Origin of the sequence: Thioclava atlantica, assembly GCF_000737065.1 — a bacterium.
Lineage (GTDB): Bacteria > Pseudomonadota > Alphaproteobacteria > Rhodobacterales > Rhodobacteraceae > Thioclava > Thioclava atlantica.
The window spans coordinates 1-19,145 of record NZ_AQRC01000012.1; the positions used below are offsets into that span (position 1 = coordinate 1).

The window sequence follows — 19,145 nt, forward strand, 5'->3', positions numbered from 1 at the left end:
ATCGCGTCGCTCATCGAGACCGCAAAGATCAACGGCGTCGAGCCCTTCGCCTATCTCAAGGCCACCCTCGAAGCCATCGCCGCCGGCCATCCGCAAGGCCGCATTGATGAACTTCTCCCGTGGAACTTCAAGCCGTCAAGCTGAACCTGGGGTGGGATGCAGCCGCCGCTTACGAAGAACGAAACCGAGTATCACTGGACGAAGGAGGCCACTGCTTGATCTGAATTCTCGCCGGAAAGGCGGGAAGCGAAGTCCTGATGGGACGGAGGCAGATTGATCTCGCAAGACACGTTGGGGCGAACGATCATCCTAACCCCGCTAACGACATTGGAGACAATCCGCCCTCGAACACCATTGTGAGGCGCAAAGGCTGCGACCTCGGAGAGAACCATGACCCGGACGGACGTCGCGATCCGCACTTGACGAAGCCGCAATCAGAGAACAGCCGGTTGGAAGAGTGTCCGCTCAACCGGCACTGCGAGAAGGTTTTCGATAAGCAACCGGGCTCCAACCAAGCTAGTGCAGTGGTTTGTGACCAGCTCAGCTAAAGATAGAAGGTAAGGGTGATCGACAAGTCGAGCGAACGCTTCAGCGTCCTTCGGTTCTTGGAGCACCCTTAGAAGCTCTCCGTCCCGCGCACGGCGAGCCTCTCTAAGAGCCAGTGCGATCGTGTTTTGCTTCCGAATAGTCATCACTTTGGCTCGCCTGCGAATTATCTGAATTTTAGATAATCTGAAAAGCAGATTACGGCAACCATGATCCTTTAGATGTTGGTTGCTTTGCCGAAAACAATCAGAAGTGCAGGACAGCTTGCACTGATCCAGTTACTTGTAGACGAGAGGAAGCGGGCGGGGCTGACGCAAGCTGACCTCGCGCTGCGGCTGCGGTGCCATCAGTCGCTCGTTGCCAGGATTGAAAGCGGCGAGCGTAGGATCGACGTGGTGGAACTTGTCATACTGTCCCGCGCGATCGGTGTCCTGCCCGAAGATCTGACCAAGCGGGTCGCTGTCGAGGTGAGCGATGACGAGAGGTTATGATCGGCAAGTTTCCCGGCTCACGACTGATCCACACAAGGCCAATACTCCTGGCCAAAGCCATAGCGAACGAAATTTGGCTTAATTATCTGATCTTCCTAAGATTGATCGAAGCGCGTCCAATTCAGACTTCGACACGACGAGGGAATTGCTGAAGCTGAGAATGTCCCCTTGGTCCATCTTCAGCCCGAGATGGCGTAGCCTATCGATGTCGTCGAAACGATTCAGCATGCTTTGGATGGACGACAGGTGCTCCTCCGCAATATCTCCGTTCGACATATCTGAGTGAAGAAATGTCCTGTCAGTGCCCGGCTTGCGTGCTGCCAATAGCAATGTCTGAAGGTCGATCTGCGGGATGCGTTTTAATCCATTCTTGATCATATTTAATTCTTGCTCGATTTTCTTTCGGAGCTCGAGTTGATGTCTGAAAAATTGCCGCGTCTCAATATCTTCAATCTGGTCCAGAAGGCTTTCATACTGCGTCTTCGGCTTTCTCTTCTGCTCCGCACCAACAGCGGCACGCTCATTTTCTCGAGCGCGAATATATTCTATCAGGCCATTGCTTCTGTTGCTTAGGAAAGTCCTGGTAGGTCCGCTCCAACCTTGGCGCTTGGCATACGCTGCTATGTTCTGCGCAGTAATGCGGAGCAATCTTGGGTCGTGGCGATTTTGGCTTCCGTCCTGAGCTCTGACAAGTTCGCCGCGCGCGATGGCGCTGCAAGCGACTGTCAATCTATCGATCGTCGCGATGCGTCGCTCAGGTTGCGCAAATTCCTGTGCTTCGTTTCTTAGGCGCGCCTCAATGACACTGCTTGTTGTCGGCTCCATGATCTACAACCGCCTCATCCGTAGGTGGGCTCAAGGAAAGTTGGGGGCATGTTCTCCAATTGCTCTCGGAGCGAGCTGACCGAAACTTCTGCGCGGCGGTTTTCGGGCACAGCCGCTAAAAGTGCCCCATAACGGTCCATTGCCTCTTTTCGTTCGATCTCTGGCAATGAGAGCAGATACTGTCCAACGTCTCCGTTGCGCGCCGCAATCTCCCAGAGCATCTCATTTCTTCGTTCGACTAAGCCGGTTGGCATGTCCATGCGTGCACCAACGATCATATCAGTATTTGACACGATCGTCTGGACGAGGTCAAAAAGGTCGCCCTCTCTGATGTAATGCGAAACGTGTCCTAGCTCGACAGGCATCGATGAATTCTCTTGTTCCTGTAGCTTCACGCACTCTTCGATCGTCTTATATTCAGCTGCCCAGTCCGCCCAGAGTTCGTCTCGAAAGCTCCGCTCCTGAGAGATCCTGGTTTCGATAACGCCGACAGGCTCGCCTTCACGGCCGGCGTTCAAGAGTTCCATATTCAGCTGTTGTTCCTTGCGAACGGAGTCGCCAATCTCCAAGATCAAGATGTTCGCGTTCATTACCAGTCCGTTAAGGAATGCGGGCCCTGTCAGTCTGAAACGACACCGCGAGCATGCCTTGTCGCGATGAACCCCGAAGTAATAGTTCCCCTTTTTCTCTCCGCCGGACGAACACGACGCACCAGGACATATACCATGGCTAAACACAGAGATGGCGTCTGGGGAGTTTGCCAGCGGGCCGCGCTTGGTGAGTAGCTCTTTGGCCAGCTGCAAACCTTCCCCCGATCCGACTTGTGCGGCGAGCCCGCCGAACAGCCCGTGGATAATCGAATCGAGTTCCTCTTCGCTCTCCGCTTCAGACAGCGCTCGGGCGGCCTTCACACGTCGTGCTTCGCGTGCGGCGTTGATTTCAGCGTGCACCCGTTCAGGACTGTAGGCATGATAGTGTAGAGTCATTACGAGTGATGCGTGACCCAAGAAGTGCTGCACAACAGTAGGCGGCACTCCTTGATCCAGCAGCGTCGTGGCAACAGCCACCCGAATGCTGTGGATGTCCCAAACAGGGCTTCCTGACTTGTCGAAGAACGTGAGCCTTACCGCGTTCGGCCCAAGCTCTTTGACCCGCTTCTCATGAACTATATCCTCACATATCTTTAGCAGCTCGCGCCACCAGTAATGTAGAGAATTAGCGGAGATTGGATCTTCACCAGTTAGCGGGTTCAAGAAGAGAGGGTAAATATATAAATTGTTCGCCTGAAGGCTGGCGGAGGATTTTTCATCTACAGCCGCCACGGGTTCAGAGATTGGGTTGTGCAGTGATTGTGCGTCAGCGATGTATTCGAGCCTCCCGTGTATGTCATCCGGTAGGAACGGAATCTCAAGCGGTTGATCGTTCTTGGTCTTCAAGAGGAGTAGAGAGAAAATCTGATTGTCATCAGATATATCCATTATTTGAATGGCTCCAGCACGCCTTCCTTTCGTGGCGCTGATGTTAGTGTTCTGAACGAGTGCGCGACTCATCTTTTCGACACTAAATTCGTCTCCTTGCCCCGAGTCCATCCATCTGGCGGATGAACTGCGCATGCCAAAATTTAGGATGCAGTCGAGTGCAGCCGCCGTTGCGGGAATGATTTCCTCGGGTTGCTTTCCGTCAAGCTTAATGAGTGAACGCCCCTTGCTTCCTGACTTCCACCGTCTATACCGGGCATATGGTAATCCGTCATCGTCGGGCTTTGCATTTTCTTCGATTAATGTCTCTACGATCAAAGTTGGAATGGCTTTTCGACCTGTTCCAAATTTTTTGGGTGGGTTCCTCCAATCCCTTCCGGATTGGATTGGATTTCGATACTCGCCCTTCTGATCGCTTGCCCACAAGTCAAAGAGTTGCTGCAAGCTTCTAAGCGGTTCGCGAGTTGTAACTCCCCATTGCTCCAGAGCGGCTTTGAATGTAAAAATCCCTTGTTTGGAATGACCGGATATGTGCTCAGACCTAACTACTTCGGCGAAATCACGTGGCGGATTTCTAAGCATGAAAATATACATTAACCAAAGTCGGCAGGATCGATAAATTTCATCGAATTTTCGACGTGGTGCGAGTTTAACAAGCCTGTCAAGATCATGGGCCCAGGATACTATCTCGGGCGGAAATGAGTCAGGGAATTTCTTTCCGGTTTTTTCTTCGAAGTTGCGAACTTGAACTGACATCGCGATCTTTATTTTATATGGCTCCTCAGTAAAAAAGGCGAGAGGGGCTTCCATGTATGCTTTTGATTTGCGCTCTTTGAACTTCTGCATCCACTGTCGGGTCGTGTCTGAGGTTATCCCGTGAAAGTTTGCACATCCGTTCAGATATAACCTGAGGTCGTGCCTTTCTCCCTTCATCACGCCTCTGGTCATATAAAGATATTCTGGTTCAAATCCAGAACTATCGAAGTATGTCGTCCCACAGAAAATAGAAAAATTGTTAAGTGGAGATACTGATCGACATGCGTGATTTGTTCTAATATATTGGTGCGCGTGAAGAAACTCGGATGTCCTCTGACGGGTCATGCGGAGAATAACTGGTCCTCGCATAATTGCCGGATAGAGATTTGACATCGCGCTCCGGGTATCTGCCATTCTTGATGTTGGCAGAAGTATCTGTCCGTCGTGCGCCAAGTAGTGCAAAATATGTAGTTGAGCACGGCGGATCGCGCTGAACCCAGGCTTCTTGTTTTGGTCCTTCTCAACCTTGAGAGCGTCTTCAAGTAAATGGTTCAGCGCCGTCGGTATATCAACTCGATCGGATTCCTGCCTTTCAAGGTCTTTGATGACCTGATCGAAGTCTATCTCCAGGCTGGCTTCAAGAAACCCAGCTGTGAGCCCGACACGTGTATCGGGTTCAAGAATGTGTTTGGATAGAAAGGAGTCCAGTTTTGTATCAGACATTTCAAAGAAGTTTTGAGCAATGGGGAAGCCTTTCGGTAGACGGCTATAGGGTTGACCTCGGAAATTCTTGGATGGCAGATACCCTTCTTGCTGTAGCCAATCTTTGCAGAGCGCGAAGCTCTTTATGTAGAAGAATTTTCTGGTATTCGCGGTTTCTGTGGATGACCGGATTAGTTTATCGTTATTCCCCTTGGTTTTTGGCTTTCGCTTTGCTGAATTAAAGGGGTGCCTATGTGCTTCATCCGCTGGGCCTGATAGTGTCGAATGCAATGCTTCTCTATAAAGCTGCTCGGAGGCACCTATGGCGCAAATTAAGTCATCGTATGAAATCTTCCGACGAATGAAGAGTTCCTGCCCGCTATTGACGACAAACTTCCCGTCATCAGATTCCAAAATAGTCATTAGTTTTCTCCTGCGGAAAACCGCGCTTTAGAGCTGTCCGTAGTGCGTCGATGCTAACGCCGTAATCTTCTTGAGACTGTATGTTGGTGTCTCCTCTCATGACTTGGATCAATCGAGGCGGGAGTCCCAGCTCTTCGGCATAGGCTTTAGTAAAGTGGCGAAGGCCCTGAATATTCCTGCCCCGAATATTGGGCTCTATACCGACCCGCTTGCATGCGGCTTTCCAAGCTGCATCAACACGCGATTTTTTTATCGGCGAGCCATAGTGCGAACCCTTGGTGAGCATGTTCACGAAGAAATACGGGTGATACCGGCTTGTTCGGTGGTGTAGGTGGAAGGCTCGAATTTCATCGGCGCATTCGTCGAACTGTTGAGCTGCCTTCTTGCTCAACCAATACGTATCTGCCGTAGAATGTAGGCCGGACAGAACTTTGGTCTTAAAGCCGGCATATAGTTTATGTCTATTCGGTAATGTGCTGCGCGGGCGAAACCCGTAGCGTTCGATCATGAAGGCTTCGCGGGTCTGCTTTCCTCTATTCTGAAAGTCTCCCAAGTAGGTGCTATCGGTCGGATGGGCGATTAGAACTAAAGGCCCTTCATCGTCGAAATAGGAGCCGAAAAACTCGCTACGATACTCACCGGGTAAAACGTCGGCTTGCCACAAGTTGAGCATCTCGGACACACGATGTGAACCACCGTAGGCCAAAACGAGCCAAAGTGCGCGGAACACCGGGTTCGCTTCCCTTTCAATAATGAGGTCAACTTCTGATTTTGGCGGAAAAGGTCGGACTGTTCTCAGCGTGGGGTTGATGCGACCGCGTGATGGCATCTGCATAGTGGAAGTCGAGCGATGTTTTTCCCAGAACGAGCGAGATTTGTTAAGGTGCACCAACATGTCTCTCGAAGATGACTGAGCCTTCACCAGAGTAGAGAGCTTGGCGCGAGGCAGAGAAAGGACCTTGTTTCCGAGGGCACGGGTATCACCGGCACTTGTCTCCTCGATGAACTGGAAGAAACGGATCAAGTCGGTGAACTCAATCCTGATAGTATTTCGCGAGACTGGTTTCCATTCCAAGGGACGAAGAGGGTGTCCGGCTGCCATGCGTTCGGTGCCAGCTCTTCGGTAGTCGAGATAGGTAAAGATCAGTGCTGTCTGCTCATCGACGCTTTGGGGTGATCCATCTCCGAAAAGCCTTGAGAAGTTAATGAACCGGCACAGTGTTTGGACGCTTCGCAACACGGTCGGGAACTTCACGAATTGGGACAGGCTGATGGCCCAGGAGCATGCCAGCGGGTCCAGTTCTATGGTCGAGCCATCCGAACCTTCGTGGAAGATCACTGGGACCGCGGAGAGAGCGACGTCCTTGACGGCTAAAGTGACGATAACAGCGAAAGGATATCGGCTGATTGTCATGCAGGCACCTGTGGTTCTGAGTTCGTCGGCCGAAAGCCAATCAGCTGAGATTTCGCTAACTCTTCAATTAGGTCGTGCTTGCGATGGCTAGAGCGCTCGAAGGATCCGGGTGGCAGCGGTGACGCGCGCCAAGCGCTTGAGCTATTTGAGGGCTCCGCGCTTGGCGCGCTCGCTCCCCTCGAACCTTTCACTGTGTGGAGATGTTTTTTGGTGTCCGCGATTTCGACCATACTTTCAGCCTATGGTGCGGTGATAGGCCCCGCAATACATTTTGCAAGACGGGGGTAAAAGGCTACGACACCAAGGTGATGAAGAAGCTGATCGCGATGCGCAAGCGCGACAAGAACGATCTGGCCGAGGAAGAGGCGATCCTCGATCTCTACAAATCCGCATTGGGGATGGGCTGAGCCCACCCCCGATCAGGGTGCGATGAACTCGACCCCCGGGATCCGCGCGATCTCGGCCACGTCGGCATCGTATTGCTCGGTGATTTCCTCGACCAGCGCCTCGGTCCAGCCGGGGAGGGGCGCCTCGATCTCGATCGCCTCGGGCCGGACGAACTTGTCGAGGAAGGCCGAGACGACCTTGCGCCGCTGAAGCGCGGATTTCGGCGGCCGGCTTTGCAGATATTCCTTGAGACGCGCGATTCCGTCGGGCGGCATGATCTGCTCGAGGATCATCAGCTCGCCCTGCAGCGGCTGGGTCTCGGGCAGTCCCCCGACCGAGCGCAGCACCTCGGGCCAGATCATCGGCAGATCCTCGTTGCACCAGACCACGAAGCGCCGCCCGCCTGCGGCCGCCGCCATCTCGCGGATCACCGGCTCCCACCTGAGGTCGCGCGGATCATGCCCGGCCATCAGTTGATCGTAGCTCGCCTTGGGCAGCCGCTGCGCGAGCTGCGGGATCAGGCTCGCGGGGTTGATCAGGGCGAGGTGGAACTCGGTCTCGGATTGCGGAAAGAGATTGGCCAGCGGGGCGAGCTTGCCCGGCGCCATCACGTAGAACCCGTTCTCGGTCACCACCCGTTCGGGGATGCACAGAAAGAATTCGTGGCTGAAGACCAGCCGTTCGATCGAGGGCTCGTCCGTGCAGGCTTCGAGGATCGCATCCTGCACGTCCTGCCCGGCGGGCCCGCCCTTCAGGGAGACGAGCGCGTCGCGCAGCACCATCCGGTACCGGCGCGGCGGCGGCACGGCGATATGGTATTGCTCAAGCACCTTGGGATTGCCGGCCAATACGCGGACGATCCGGTCCTCGTCGGTGGAATGCGCCCCGAGATGAAATACGACCTTCATGCTCCGCACCCCTTGGAAATTCGCTTGGTGTCCAAGCTCTTATGATTTCGGCTCACTCTAGCTTCGGAATTCTGGACAGGCAAACGCGTTTCGGGTTAGACCGGAGCACATGAATTCCGACCAAACCACTCAGGCAATCGGGCGCGGTCAGCGCCTCTCGCAGGCCGCGGGCCGCGCTCGGGGGACGACCTTGTGGTCGCTGGGCGCACTGGCCATCGCGGCGCTGATCGTCGCGCCGATCCTCGCGGTGGGGTGGATGGCGCTCGATCCGCGCGAGAATGTCTGGCCGCATCTGATCGCGACGACCCTGCCGCGCTATCTGGTCAACACGGCGGTCCTCACGCTGGGCGTCGGCGCGCTTGCCTCTGCGGTGGGGGCGGGCGCGGCTTGGCTCGTGGTGATGTACCGCTTTCCCGGTCACCGGCTGCTCGAATGGCTGCTTCTCCTGCCACTCGCGATCCCGGCCTATGTCGGGGCCTATGCGCTGACCGACTTTCTCGATTATTCCGGCCCCGTCCAGGTGGCCCTGCGCGAGGCCTTCGGCTGGGCATCGGCGCGTGACTACTGGTTTCCCGAGATCCGTTCGCGCGAGGCGGCCGTCGTCGTGCTCGCCGCGGCGCTCTACCCTTATATCTACCTGATCACCCGCGCCGCGCTGCGCGAGCAATCGGGGGCGAGCTACGAGGTCGCGCGCGCGCTCGGCACCGGACCCTTCCGCCTGTTCTGGCGCGTCGGCCTGCCGCTCGCGCGCCCCGCGATCGCAGCCGGGGCGGCGATCGCGATGATGGAGACGGTGGCCGATTACGGGGTGGTCGATCATTTCGGCGTGCAGACCCTGACCACGGGGATCTTCGCGACATGGCTGTCGGGCGGAAATGCCGGGGGGGCGGCGCAGATCGCGCTGGTGATCCTCGGGATCGTCTTCGCGCTCTTCGCGCTCGAGAAAGCCTCGCGGCGCAAGGTGCGTTATTTCCAGACCGCGCGACAGTCCCGCCCGGTCCTGCCGCAACAGCTGCGCGGTCCGGCCGCCTGGGGGGCGGCGCTGCTATGCGCGGTGCCGGTGGCGATGGGCTTTGTCCTGCCGGTCGCGGTGATGGGCGCGCATGCGGCTGCCAACCCCGAGGCGTGGTTCGGTCGCGGCCTCGGGCTTGCGCTCTGGCACACGCTTTTCACGGGCGGGATGGCGGCGCTGATCACGGTGAGCCTCGCGCTCTTCATGGTCTATGGCGTGCGGCTTTCGGGGCGCAGACTGCCGCGTCTCGTGCTGCCGCTCACGACGCTCGGCTATGCCGCGCCGGGCGCGGTGCTCGCGGTCGGCATCCTGATCCCGCTCGCCGGTGTCGATCATGCGCTGGCCGATACCATCCTCGCGCTGACCGGGCACGATCCGGGGCTGTTGCTCACCGGTTCGGCGGCGGCGATCATCCTCGCCTATGTGGTGCGTTTCTTCGCGATCGCGCAGGGGGCCTCGGATGCCGCTTTCGGGCGGGTGCCGCCCTCGCTGCCGATGGCCGCACGCTCGCTTGGCCGCACGCCGGGCGGCGTGTTGCGCGTGCTCTACCTGCCGCTGATGCGCGGTTCGGTGGCCTCGGCGCTGCTCCTCGTCTTCGTCGATTGCGTGAAGGAGCTGCCCGCGACCTTGCTGCTGCGCCCGTTCAACTTCGAGACGCTGGCCACCCGCACGCAGGAAAAGGCGAGCCTCGAGAACCTCGGCGACGCCTCGCCCGCGGCCCTGCTGGTGAGCGCGGTCGGCCTTGTCGCGGTGGCGATCCTTGCGCGCGCCAATCTCGGCCGGCGCGGCTAAGCCGCCGCTTGCGTGGCCGCGCGCGTCACGCTATTGCGGGCAAGATGCGCCGGCGTAGCTCAGTTGGTAGAGCGTCTGATTTGTAATCAGGGGGTCGGGGGTTCGAGTCCCTCCGCCGGCACCAGTTGTTTCCTGGAGGGGGCGCGATGGGCACCACCGGCCAGATCCCCGGCTCGATCCCGGGCCGCATGCTTGACGCGCTCATCCTGGGCGGGCCGGCGATGTGGGCGATCGCCCTGCTCTCGGTTCTCTCGCTTGCGCTGATCCTCTGGAAAATCTGGGACCTGCTCGCGGCTGGCGCTTGGTCGGGCGGGGCGCATACGCAGGCCGCGATCGAGGCCTGGTCGCGTGGCGATATCGACGCTGCCGAGGCACGGCTCTCGGGCCGCCGCTCGCTGCGCGCGCAACTGGCCCGTGCCGCGATGTCCGCCCTGCGCGACCCGCAGCTTCACCGCGACGGGGCCGAGGCCGAGACGGCCCGGGTCGCGCGTGCGCTTCTCGCCCGTGCCCGGAGCGGATTGCGGGGGCTCGAACTGGCGGTGGTGATCGGCCCGCTTCTGGGGCTTCTGGGGACGGTGGCGGGCATGATCGCGGCCTTCCGCGCCCTGCAGGAGGCGGGCGTTCAGGCCGATCCCGCGACGCTCGCGGGGGGCATCTGGGAGGCGCTGCTCACGACCGCTGCGGGCATGGCGGTCGCGATCCCGGCGCAGATCGCGCTGTCGGGCTTCGATGCGGTGGTGGACCGGCTGCGCCACGACATGGAGGATGCGGCGACGCGGATCTTCGCCCGCGCGCCGAAATCCGAAGCTGCGAAGGCGCTCGAGGAGCGGCCCCGCGCCGCGGCGGAGTGATGTTTTCCTTCGGGCCCGATCGCCCGCGCCGCCGCCCGGCGCTCACCCCGATGATCGACGTGGTGTTCCTGCTGCTCGTGTTCTTCATGCTCGCCTCGCGCTTCGGGGTGGAGCGGACCTTGCAGCTCTCGCTTGGCGGAACCGGCGCGCAGGCCACCTGGTCCGGCCCCCCGCGCCTTGTCGATATCGGGGCGCAAGGCGAGCTCAGCCTCAACGGCCGGAGCGTCGCGCTCGCCGATCTGGCGGGCGATCTCGAGCCGCTGATGGACGCCCCCGCCGATCCGGTCGTGCTGCGCCCAAAGGGCGGCGATCTGTCGGCGGTGACCGCGGTGATCGACGCCTTGCGCGCGGCGGGGCTTTCGCAATTGGTGCTCGTGCCATGAGGTTGTTCGACGACCCTCCGCGGCGCAGCCTCCCCGAGCCGCTCCTGCCGATGATCAATGTGGTGTTCCTGCTTCTGATCTTCTTCCTGCTGGCCGCGACGCTCGCGCGCCCGGCGCCGTTCGCGGTCACCCCGCCGGAGGCAAGCGGGGAGGGCGAGGCCGACGCCGCAGGGCTGACGCTCTTTGTCGGTGCCGATGGCGAGTTGGGTTTCGGCTCGACGCGGGGAGAGGGGGCGCTCGCAGCGTTTGGCGCTGCAGCGCAAGAGGCGCGCGCGCAATGCGGGGACTGCGCGGACCGGCTCACCTTGCGCGCCGATGCGGCGCTCTCGGGCGAGACGCTGGCCCGGCTGATGCCGGAACTGGGCGGGCTGGGTTTCACCTCGCTCGACCTGGTGGTGCGGGGCAAATGAGCGCGCGGCGGCTGGCTTTCGCGCTGGCGGTTCTGGCCGCGCTCGCGCTTCATGCGGCGGCCTTCGCGATCTGGCGCCCGCCAGCGGAGGGGGCGCAATCGGCCGGGAACGCGGGCGAGGCGCTGATTTCGCTCGCGCCGTCCTCGCCGGCGATGGCCGCGCGGGTGGCCGAGTGGGAGACACCGCCTGCAACCGCGACCGAGGCGCCGCAGATGACCCCGACCGAGCCCCGGCAGGCAAGCGCGAACCTGCCCGTCCCCGACGAGGCCCCCGCACCCCCCACCGCGCCCCCCTCCGCAACGCCGCTGCCCGCGCTCACCGCACCGCCGCAGCCCGACGCGCCGCTGCCCGCGCAGGCCGCGCCTGCAGCGCCGGCGCCGCAACGTCCGCCCGAGAAACCGCCGCGCCCCGATCCGCAGCCAAAATCTGCCCCGAAAGCGAAGACGGCCTCGCGCCCTGCGCCAGCCCAGCCGGAACAGACCGCCAAGGGGCAGGGGGATCAGGGCGCGGCCGGAGCGTCGCAACCGGGCGTTTCGGCCACGCTGTCGCCTGGGGCCGAACGCGCCCTGATCGCAAGCTGGGGCGGCGAGATCCGCGCCGCGATCGAGCGCCACAAGACCCCGCCCGCCGGCGCGGGACCGGGCCGGGTCCTGCTGGCATTGCGGATCGGACAGGACGGGCGGTTGCTGGGAGTTTCGGTCGCGCAAGGGTCGGGCAAGCCCGCCCTCGACCGGGCCGCGCTCGATGCGGTGCGCCGCGCGCGCCGCTTTCCCGCCGCGCCCGCCAGGCTGGACCAACCGAGCTACGCCTTCACGCTCCCGATGGCCTTCCGCTGACGCGCTTGCACCTGCCGCGCGGCCAATGCAGGGTGTGCGCGAACCAAGGAGCCGCCATGCCGATCAAGAACCGATTTGCCGAGATGCTGCCCGAAGCGGTGGAATGGCGTCACGATTTCCACCGCAACCCCGAGCTGCTCTATGACCTGCCGCGCACCTCCGCGCGCGTGGCCGATCTGCTGCGCGCCTTTGGCTGCGACGAGGTGGTCGAGGGGATCGGCCGCTCGGGCGTCGTGGGCGTGATCGCAGGGACGGGCGCACGGGCATCGGGCCCGCGGGTGATCGGGTTGCGCGCCGATATGGATGCGTTGCCGGTGCGCGAGAAAACGGGCGCGCCGCATGCTTCCGAGGTGCCGGGCAAGATGCATGCCTGCGGCCATGACGGCCATACCGCGACGCTGCTCTCGGCCGCGAAATATCTGTGCGAGACGCGGGCCTTTGCGGGCCGCGCGGTGGTGATCTTCCAGCCGGCCGAAGAGGGCGGGGCGGGCGCGCGAGAGATGATCCGCGACGGCCTGATGGAGCGGTTCGGGATCGAGGAGGTCTATGCGCTGCACAACATGCCCGGCATGGCGCCCGGCAGTTTCGGCATCCGTCCCGGCGCGATGATGGCGGCGGCCGATTTCTTCGAGATCACACTCGAGGGCAAGGGCGGCCATGCGGCGAAACCGCAAGAGACCGTCGACCCGGTTCCGGTCGCGGCGCATCTGATCCTCGCGCTGCAAAGCATCGTCGCGCGCGCCGCCGACCCGCTGCAGGAGATCGTGCTTTCCGTGACCACGCTCGAGAGCGACTCGCAGGCGCTCAACGTGATCGGGAACTCGGTCAAGCTCGGCGGCACGGTGCGCACGATGAGCGCCGAGACCCGCGATCTGGCCGAGACCCGTCTGCGCGAGATCGCCCAAGGGGTCGCCGCCACCCACAATGCCCGCGCCAGCGTCGATTACCGGCGCGGCTATCCCGTCACCCGCAACGATCCCGAGCGGGCCGAGGCGGCGGCGCAGGTGGCCGAGGCGGTGGCCGGAGAGGTCGACCGGATGGTCGATCCGATGATGGGAGCGGAGGATTTCGCCTATATGCTCGAGGCGCGCCCGGGTGCCTATGGCTTCATCGGCAATGGCGACAGCGCCCCGCTCCATCACGCGCAATACGATTTCAACGACGCGATCCTGCCCGCGGGTGCGAGCTGGTTCGTCGGGCTGGTCGAGGCGCGGCTCGCGGCGGAGTGAGGCTCAGCGCATCACCATGACCGCGCAGGTCGCGTGACGCACCACGCGCCCGGCGGTCGAGCCGATGAGATAGTCGCCGAAGCCGGGGCGGTGCGAGGCGATGACGATGCAATCCGCGCCGATCTCCTCGGCATAGGTCAGGATCTCATGCGCGGCCTGGCCCGCGAGGATCTTCCAGGCCCCGTCATCGAATTCGGCGGCGCGCGATCTCAGCTCGCTCTCGATGGCGCCCTGCAGCTCCACGGCATACCCTTCGGGCATGTAGCTGATCGCGTAGGCCGGCACGTCCTCCATCACATGCAGCAGCGTCACCCGCGCGCCGTCGCTGGACAGGGCGCGCGCGACATTGAGCGCGGCGTCGGGATTGTGCTCTTCGTCGAAAGCCACCGGCACGAGGATATTCGAATACATGGTCTCACTCCGCTTGTCTGGCGTGTACACTCGCCCGAGCGGACCTGCGGTGCCTTGATTCAGGTCAGGTCGACCTGAGGCCGGTCCTCAGCCGCCGGTATGGCTCATATGGCGCGTCATCCGGCCCGAGACCGTCTGGCGCGAATAGTCGAAATCGTGGCCCTTGGGCTTGCGCGCGATCGCGCCGCGGATCGCCTCGATCAGCGCGGCGTCATCCGCGCTCGCGCGCAGCGGGGCGCGCAGATCGGCATTGTCTTCCTGGCCGAGGCACATGAACAACTCGCCCGTGCAGGTCACCCGCACCCGGTTGCAATTCTCACAGAAATTATGGGTGAGGGGCGTGATGAAGCCGATCTTCTGCCCGGTTTCCTCGAGCCGGACATAGCGCGCCGGCCCGCCCGTGCTCTCGGCAAGCTCGGTCAACGTGAACCGCTCGGCCAGACGTTTGCGCAGATCGGAAAGCGGCCAGTACTGATCGAGCCTCAAGTCGTCGCCCATCTCGCCCATCGGCATGACCTCGATGAAGGTCAGGTCATGGCCCTCATTCGCGCACCAGTCGATCAGCGGGAACAGTTCGTCCTCGTTGAAGCCCTTGAGCGCGACGGTGTTGATCTTGACCTTCAGGCCTGCCCGCTTGGCGGCCTCGAGCCCTTCCTTGACCTGTTCGAGCCGGCCCCAGCGGGTGATCTGCGCGAACTTGTCGGCATCGAGCGTGTCGAGCGACACGTTGATCCGCCGCATCCCGAGCGCATGGAGATCGGCTGCGAAGCGTCCGAGCTGCGAGCCGTTCGTGGTCAGCGTCAGCTCGCGCAGCGCGCCGCTCTCGAGATGGCGCGACATGGCGCGGAAGAAGGTCATGATGTCACGCCGCACCAGCGGCTCGCCCCCGGTGATCCGCAGCTTCTTCACACCGAGTTCGACGAAGGCGCTGCACAGTCGGTCGAGTTCCTCGAGCGTGAGCAATTCCTTCTTGGGCAGGAACTGCATATGCTCGGCCATGCAATAGGTGCAGCGGAAATCGCAACGGTCGGTGACCGAGACCCGGAGATAGTCGATCGGACGGGCAAACGGGTCGATGAGGGGCGCGTATGTCATGCGCGAGAAGGTAATGCGCGGCCAAGGGGGCGGCAAGGGGCAAGCCGCCACACAGGGGGGTGTGCACGGGGATGGCGCGGGCGCCGCATCGGGGCTATGGTCGCGATACAACCCTTGCGGGAAGGGTGTGCGGCAATCCGGGCCCGGGCGGGACCGGCGAGCCGTGGCTCCGCTTTCCGCGCTGCCCGGGAGGTTTCATGCTCCTCGATCTCTGGCGTGATGTCGACATTCCGCCGCTCTGGCTGGGCCTGTGCCTCGCCCTGGTATGGAAGCTGGGGCAGGTGATGCCCATGGCGTTCCCCTTCGAGCCCATCATCGGCGCGGCCCTCATCCTGATCGGGCTGGTTCTGATGGGCGCGGCGCTCATTCAGATGTTGCTGCACCGCACGACGTTCATTCCCCGGCGCGATCCCCATGCGCTGGTGACCGGCGGGGTGTTCTCGCTTTCGCGCAATCCGATCTATCTGGGCGATGCGCTCGTGCTCGCCGGTGCGGCCCTGTGGTGGAACGCCCCCTACGCGCTGGCGCTCGTGCCGGTGTTCATGTGGTTTCTCACCTGGCGCTACATCCGCGGCGAGGAGGCGACGATCGCGGCCCATTTCGGCGAGGAATACGCCGCCTACAGGTCCCGGGTGCGGCGTTGGATCTGAGTGCGGCGTGATGAAAATGTTTCAGCGGAAAATTTCTCTTTTTCGCGACTGCTGAGGTTCCTGGCGTCCGCGCGCCTTCAAGTGACTGAATTGAAATGAAAAACACCGAATAAATACAGTATTCTTAGGTATACAATCAGGAAAGGAAATCATTCAAAGCGATTAAGATCCTTTTACGCCCTATCCGTGCTTGTGAAACATTCTTGCGCGATGCTAAGGAAGGCGTCGCCAGATTCCGGGCTCGCAAATTCGTGAGAGAAGCGGGCCGCTATCGAAGGGGGAGTTAGAGTGAAAATCGGAGCTCCGAAGGAGATTTTCGAGGGCGAGGCGCGTGTCGCCATGACGCCCGACTCGGCTCTGCAACTGCAGAAGCTGGGCCATGAATGCTTCATCGAGACGGGGGCGGGCCTGAAGGCCGGCTTCACCGACGAGGCCTATGAAGCCGCCAACGTGACCGTGATCAAGACCGCCGCCGCGCTCTTCAAGGAGGTGGATTTCCTGATCAAGGTCCGTCCGCCGACCGATACCGAGGTCAAGCGGCTCAAGCCCGGCCAGACCCTGATCTCCTTCTTCTATCCGGCGCAGAACGAGGCGCTGCTGAAGGCCGCCGAGAAGACCGGCGCGAACGTGATCGCGATGGACATGGTGCCGCGGATCTCGCGCGCCCAGAAGATGGACGCATTGTCGTCCATGGCCAATATCGCGGGCTATCGCGCGGTGATCGAGGCGGGCAACAATTTCGGCCGCTTCTTCACCGGCCAGGTGACGGCGGCGGGCAAGGTGCCCCCGGCGAAGGTCCTCGTGGTCGGTGCAGGTGTGGCGGGTCTCGCCGCGATCGGCACCTCGACCTCGCTCGGTGCGATCACCTATGCGTTCGACGTGCGTCCCGAGGTGGCGGAACAGATCGAGTCGATGGGCGCCGAATTCGTCTATCTCGAATTCGAGGAAGAGCAGACCGACGGCGCCACCACCGGTGGCTACGCCGCGCCCTCTTCGCCGGAGTTCCGCGAGGCGCAACTCAAGAAATTCCGCGAGCTTGCGCCCGATATCGACATCGTCATCACCACCGCGCTGATCCCGGGCCGCGACGCCCCGGTGCTCTGGACCAAGGACATGGTCGAGGCGATGAAGCCCGGCTCGGTCATCGTCGACCTCGCCGCCGAGCGCGGCGGCAACTGCGAACTGACCAGGCCCGACGAGAAGATCGTCAGCGACAATGGCGTGACCATCGTCGGCTATACCGACTTCCCCTCGCGCATGGCCACGCAATCCTCGACCCTCTACGCGACCAATATCCGTCACATGATGACGGATCTGACGCCCGAGAAGGACGGTGTCGTCGTCCATAACATGGAAGACGATGTGATCCGCGGCGCGACCGTCGCCTATCAGGGCGAGATCACCTTCCCGCCGCCGCCGCCGAAGGTGGCTGCGATCGCGGCGAAGAAGCCGACCGAGAAGCCGAAGGAACTGACGCCCGAGGAAAAACGGGCGCAGGAAATCGCGGCCTTCAAGAAGCAGACCAAGAACCAGGTCACGCTGATCACGATCGGCGCGGTGCTGCTGCTCGGCGTGGGCCTCGTCGCGCCCGCCAGCTTCATGCAGCACTTCATCGTCTTCGTGCTGAGCTGCTTCGTCGGCTTCCAGGTGATCTGGAACGTCTCGCATTCGCTGCACACGCCGCTGATGGCGGTCACGAACGCGATCTCCTCGATCATCATTCTCGGCGCGTTGCTGCAGATCGGCTCGGGCTCGTGGCTCGTGATCCTGCTCGCCGCGCTCTCGGTCTTCATGGCCGGGATCAACATCTTCGGTGGCTTCATGGTCACCCGGCGCATGCTCGCCATGTTCCAGAAATCGTAAGGGGGCCGGGATTATGGAAAACGGATTCTCGACCGCCGCCTATGTCGTCGCGGCTGTTCTCTTCATCCTCTCGCTCGGCGGCCTCTCGGGGCAGGAGAGCGCGAAACGCGCCGTGTGGTACGGCATCGTGGGCATGGCGCTGGCGGTTGTCGCCACGCTGATCGGTCCCGGCTCGGGCCTGTGGCTGCTTTCGGTCGTTCTGATCGCGGCGGGGGGCATCATCGGCTGGTTCGTCGCGAACCGCGTGCAGATGACCGAGATGCCGCAGCTCGTCGCCGCGATGCATTCGCTGGTGGGCCTCGCGGCGGTCTTCGTGGGCTATAACGCCTATATCGAGGCCGCGCGCGTCGGCGCGATGGACGAAGCCGCACGCGCTTCGCTGACCGGTTTCGCCGCGATCCTCGCGCATAAGAGCCCGGTGGAGCTGTCGATCCTGCGCGTCGAGCTGTTCCTCGGCGTATTCATCGGGGCGGTGACCTTCACCGGCTCCGTGGTCGCCTTCGGCAAGCTCGCGGGCAAGGTGACCTCGAAGGCCACGAAGCTGCCCGGCGGTCACATGCTCAACGCGACCGCCGCGATCCTCTCGGTTCTGCTGCTCATCGCCTTCCTCAACGGGGCAGGGGCCTGGGCGCTGATCGCGATGACGCTCCTAGCCTTCTTCATCGGTTTCCACCTGATCATGGGCATCGGCGGCGCCGACATGCCGGTCGTGGTCTCGATGCTGAACTCCTATTCGGGCTGGGCCGCGGCGGCGATCGGCTTCTCGCTGGGCAACGATCTGCTGATCGTGACCGGTGCGCTGGTCGGCTCCTCGGGTGCGATCCTGTCCTACATCATGTGCAAGGCGATGAACCGCTCGTTCATCTCGGTCATCCTCGGCGGCTTCGGCAATACCTCGGGCCCCGCGATGGAGGTCGAGGGCGAGCAGGTGTCGATCGACGCGGACGGCGTGGCGAACGCGCTCAAGGATGCCGACTCGGTCATCATCGTGCCGGGCTACGGCATGGCGGTGGCGCAGGCCCAGCAGGCGGTCTCGGAACTGACCCGCAAGCTGCGCGCCGCCGGCAAGGAGGTGCGCTTCGCGATCCATCCGGTCGCCGGTCGCCTTCCGGGCCACATGAACGTGCTTCTGGCCGAGGCGAAGGTGCCTTACGACATCGTTCTGGAAATGGACGAGATCAACGAGGACTTCCCCGATACCGACGTGGTGATCGTGATCGGCTCGAACGACATCGTGAACCCCGCAGCCCAGGAAGACCCGAACTCGCCGATCGCCGGCATGCCGGTTCTCGAAGTGTGGAAGGCCAAGCAGGTGTTCGTCTCGAAGCGTGGTCAGGGCACGGGCTATTCGGGCATCGAGAACCCGCTCTTCTACAAGGAGAACACGCGGATGTTCTATGGCGATGCGAAGAACTCGGTGAACTCGCTGCTGCCGCTGATCGACTGATCTTCGGGCAAAGGAAATGGAAACGGCCGGTCGCTGGACCGGCCGTTTTTCTTTGGAGGGACAAGGGCTGCGCCCGACCCTTGGGTGGGCGCTTTGCTGCCCTTGAGGTCTACGCTTTATCTCAAAAGCCCGAATGTCGCTTGAACCCGCGAGCCATCGCCAACGCGCTCTCCCGGGGGGAGGGTCGGGCGCAGCCCGGGGCTGGTCGCCCCGCGCCAAGCGTTTAATGGAGAGGT

General features: G+C 61.8%; 18 protein-coding genes and 1 tRNA gene. 13 read left to right on the forward strand and 6 right to left on the reverse strand.

The window, feature by feature from the left end; genetic code table 11:
• Together DW2_RS19465 and DW2_RS13810 are read left to right on the forward strand one after the other, a co-directional pair.
• On the forward strand, nt 1–144 hold a 144-nt coding region (locus DW2_RS19465), incomplete at its 5' end, for a transposase domain-containing protein (protein ID WP_156102981.1).
• 635 nt (nt 145–779) lie between these two features.
• On the forward strand, nt 780–1,037 hold the full coding sequence (locus DW2_RS13810) for a helix-turn-helix domain-containing protein (protein WP_038147783.1): 258 nt from the start codon (nt 780–782) through the stop codon (nt 1,035–1,037).
• Between the two features lie 78 nt (nt 1,038–1,115).
• Here DW2_RS13810 and DW2_RS13815 read toward each other — a convergent pair whose 3' ends face one another.
• From DW2_RS13815 to DW2_RS19835, 3 genes are read right to left on the reverse strand one after another with little or no spacing between them, the layout of a single operon-like run.
• On the reverse strand, nt 1,116–1,862 hold the full coding sequence (locus DW2_RS13815) for a hypothetical protein (protein WP_038147554.1): 747 nt from the start codon (nt 1,860–1,862) through the stop codon (nt 1,116–1,118).
• A gap of 14 nt (nt 1,863–1,876) precedes the next feature.
• A complete protein-coding gene (locus tag DW2_RS19470) occupies nt 1,877–5,221 on the reverse strand; it encodes a site-specific integrase (RefSeq protein WP_081874995.1) in 3,345 nt (1,114 codons plus the stop codon).
• On the reverse strand, nt 5,202–6,635 hold the full coding sequence (locus DW2_RS19835) for a site-specific integrase (RefSeq protein WP_038147558.1): 1,434 nt from the start codon (nt 6,633–6,635) through the stop codon (nt 5,202–5,204). Before DW2_RS19835 ends, DW2_RS19470 begins: the two co-directional genes overlap by 20 nt.
• Before the next feature lie 200 nt (nt 6,636–6,835).
• On the opposite strand from DW2_RS19835, the gene DW2_RS20310 reads away from it, so the two are divergent.
• The gene (locus DW2_RS20310; protein ID WP_038147560.1) at nt 6,836–7,042 is read left to right on the forward strand and encodes a DUF2312 domain-containing protein; all 207 of its coding nucleotides are present in this window, start codon (nt 6,836–6,838) and stop codon (nt 7,040–7,042) included.
• Nucleotides 7,043–7,054: 12 nt separating this feature from the next.
• On the opposite strand, the gene DW2_RS13835 is transcribed toward DW2_RS20310, so the two are convergent.
• On the reverse strand, nt 7,055–7,930 hold the full coding sequence (locus DW2_RS13835; protein ID WP_038147562.1) for a hypothetical protein: 876 nt from the start codon (nt 7,928–7,930) through the stop codon (nt 7,055–7,057).
• A 109-nt stretch (nt 7,931–8,039) separates the two neighbouring features.
• Between DW2_RS13835 and DW2_RS13840 the strand changes: the two genes are divergently transcribed.
• From DW2_RS13840 to DW2_RS13870, 7 genes are all read left to right on the forward strand, one after another.
• The gene (locus DW2_RS13840; RefSeq protein WP_081874996.1) at nt 8,040–9,734 is read left to right on the forward strand and encodes an ABC transporter permease; all 1,695 of its coding nucleotides are present in this window, start codon (nt 8,040–8,042) and stop codon (nt 9,732–9,734) included.
• A 48-nt stretch (nt 9,735–9,782) separates the two neighbouring features.
• A tRNA-Thr gene (locus tag DW2_RS13845) sits at nt 9,783–9,858 on the forward strand.
• Between the two features lie 22 nt (nt 9,859–9,880).
• The gene (locus DW2_RS13850; protein ID WP_081874997.1) at nt 9,881–10,585 is read left to right on the forward strand and encodes a MotA/TolQ/ExbB proton channel family protein; all 705 of its coding nucleotides are present in this window, start codon (nt 9,881–9,883) and stop codon (nt 10,583–10,585) included.
• Nucleotides 10,585–10,968 carry an ExbD/TolR family protein gene (locus DW2_RS13855; RefSeq protein WP_337588245.1) on the forward strand — a complete coding sequence of 128 codons (384 nt, stop codon included), beginning with the start codon at nt 10,585–10,587 and terminating at the stop codon, nt 10,966–10,968. The genes DW2_RS13850 and DW2_RS13855 overlap by 1 nt, the downstream gene beginning before the upstream one ends.
• Nucleotides 10,965–11,378, forward strand: coding sequence for an ExbD/TolR family protein (locus DW2_RS13860; RefSeq protein ID WP_038147566.1), 414 nt, complete (start codon nt 10,965–10,967; stop codon nt 11,376–11,378). The genes DW2_RS13855 and DW2_RS13860 overlap by 4 nt, the downstream gene beginning before the upstream one ends.
• The gene (locus DW2_RS13865; protein WP_038147568.1) at nt 11,375–12,214 is read left to right on the forward strand and encodes a cell envelope integrity TolA family protein; all 840 of its coding nucleotides are present in this window, start codon (nt 11,375–11,377) and stop codon (nt 12,212–12,214) included. Before DW2_RS13860 ends, DW2_RS13865 begins: the two co-directional genes overlap by 4 nt.
• Before the next feature lie 56 nt (nt 12,215–12,270).
• A complete protein-coding gene (locus DW2_RS13870) occupies nt 12,271–13,443 on the forward strand; it encodes a M20 aminoacylase family protein (RefSeq protein ID WP_038147570.1) in 1,173 nt (390 codons plus the stop codon).
• Between the two features lie 3 nt (nt 13,444–13,446).
• On the opposite strand, the gene DW2_RS13875 is transcribed toward DW2_RS13870, so the two are convergent.
• Nucleotides 13,447–13,854 (reverse strand): universal stress protein, encoded by a 408-nt coding sequence (locus DW2_RS13875; protein WP_038147572.1) that lies wholly within the window; start codon nt 13,852–13,854, stop codon nt 13,447–13,449.
• Between the two features lie 87 nt (nt 13,855–13,941).
• Nucleotides 13,942–14,949 (reverse strand): GTP 3',8-cyclase MoaA, encoded by a 1,008-nt coding sequence (moaA, locus tag DW2_RS13880; protein ID WP_038147573.1) that lies wholly within the window; start codon nt 14,947–14,949, stop codon nt 13,942–13,944.
• A 197-nt stretch (nt 14,950–15,146) separates the two neighbouring features.
• Between moaA and DW2_RS13885 the strand changes: the two genes are divergently transcribed.
• The 3 genes from DW2_RS13885 (at nt 15,147) to DW2_RS13895 (ending at nt 18,909) form a co-directional block, all read left to right on the forward strand.
• On the forward strand, nt 15,147–15,599 hold the full coding sequence (locus tag DW2_RS13885) for a methyltransferase family protein (protein ID WP_038147575.1): 453 nt from the start codon (nt 15,147–15,149) through the stop codon (nt 15,597–15,599).
• Nucleotides 15,600–15,887: 288 nt separating this feature from the next.
• Complete coding sequence (locus DW2_RS13890; protein ID WP_038147577.1) at nt 15,888–17,462, forward strand: Re/Si-specific NAD(P)(+) transhydrogenase subunit alpha; 1,575 nt, start codon at nt 15,888–15,890, stop codon at nt 17,460–17,462.
• A 13-nt stretch (nt 17,463–17,475) separates the two neighbouring features.
• A complete protein-coding gene (locus DW2_RS13895; protein WP_038147578.1) occupies nt 17,476–18,909 on the forward strand; it encodes an NAD(P)(+) transhydrogenase (Re/Si-specific) subunit beta in 1,434 nt (477 codons plus the stop codon).
• The last annotated feature ends 236 nt before the right edge of the window (nt 18,910–19,145 follow it).

Excerpts from the sequence above, each read along its gene's own strand:
- DW2_RS13815 (WP_038147554.1), bottom strand. The coding sequence starts at position 1,862 with ATGGAGCCGACAACAAGCAGTGTCATTGAGGCGCGCCTAAGAAACGAA.
- DW2_RS19470 (WP_081874995.1), bottom strand. The coding sequence starts at position 5,221 with ATGACTATTTTGGAATCTGATGACGGGAAGTTTGTCGTCAATAGCGGG.
- DW2_RS19835 (WP_038147558.1), bottom strand. The coding sequence starts at position 6,635 with ATGACAATCAGCCGATATCCTTTCGCTGTTATCGTCACTTTAGCCGTC.
- DW2_RS20310 (WP_038147560.1), top strand. The coding sequence starts at position 6,836 with ATGTTTTTTGGTGTCCGCGATTTCGACCATACTTTCAGCCTATGGTGC.
- DW2_RS13835 (WP_038147562.1), bottom strand. The coding sequence starts at position 7,930 with ATGAAGGTCGTATTTCATCTCGGGGCGCATTCCACCGACGAGGACCGG.
- DW2_RS13840 (WP_081874996.1), top strand. The coding sequence starts at position 8,040 with ATGAATTCCGACCAAACCACTCAGGCAATCGGGCGCGGTCAGCGCCTC.
- DW2_RS13850 (WP_081874997.1), top strand. The coding sequence starts at position 9,881 with ATGGGCACCACCGGCCAGATCCCCGGCTCGATCCCGGGCCGCATGCTT.
- DW2_RS13855 (WP_337588245.1), top strand. The coding sequence starts at position 10,585 with ATGTTTTCCTTCGGGCCCGATCGCCCGCGCCGCCGCCCGGCGCTCACC.
- DW2_RS13860 (WP_038147566.1), top strand. The coding sequence starts at position 10,965 with ATGAGGTTGTTCGACGACCCTCCGCGGCGCAGCCTCCCCGAGCCGCTC.
- DW2_RS13865 (WP_038147568.1), top strand. The coding sequence starts at position 11,375 with ATGAGCGCGCGGCGGCTGGCTTTCGCGCTGGCGGTTCTGGCCGCGCTC.
- DW2_RS13870 (WP_038147570.1), top strand. The coding sequence starts at position 12,271 with ATGCCGATCAAGAACCGATTTGCCGAGATGCTGCCCGAAGCGGTGGAA.
- DW2_RS13875 (WP_038147572.1), bottom strand. The coding sequence starts at position 13,854 with ATGTATTCGAATATCCTCGTGCCGGTGGCTTTCGACGAAGAGCACAAT.
- moaA (WP_038147573.1), bottom strand. The coding sequence starts at position 14,949 with ATGACATACGCGCCCCTCATCGACCCGTTTGCCCGTCCGATCGACTAT.
- DW2_RS13885 (WP_038147575.1), top strand. The coding sequence starts at position 15,147 with ATGCTCCTCGATCTCTGGCGTGATGTCGACATTCCGCCGCTCTGGCTG.
- DW2_RS13895 (WP_038147578.1), top strand. The coding sequence starts at position 17,476 with ATGGAAAACGGATTCTCGACCGCCGCCTATGTCGTCGCGGCTGTTCTC.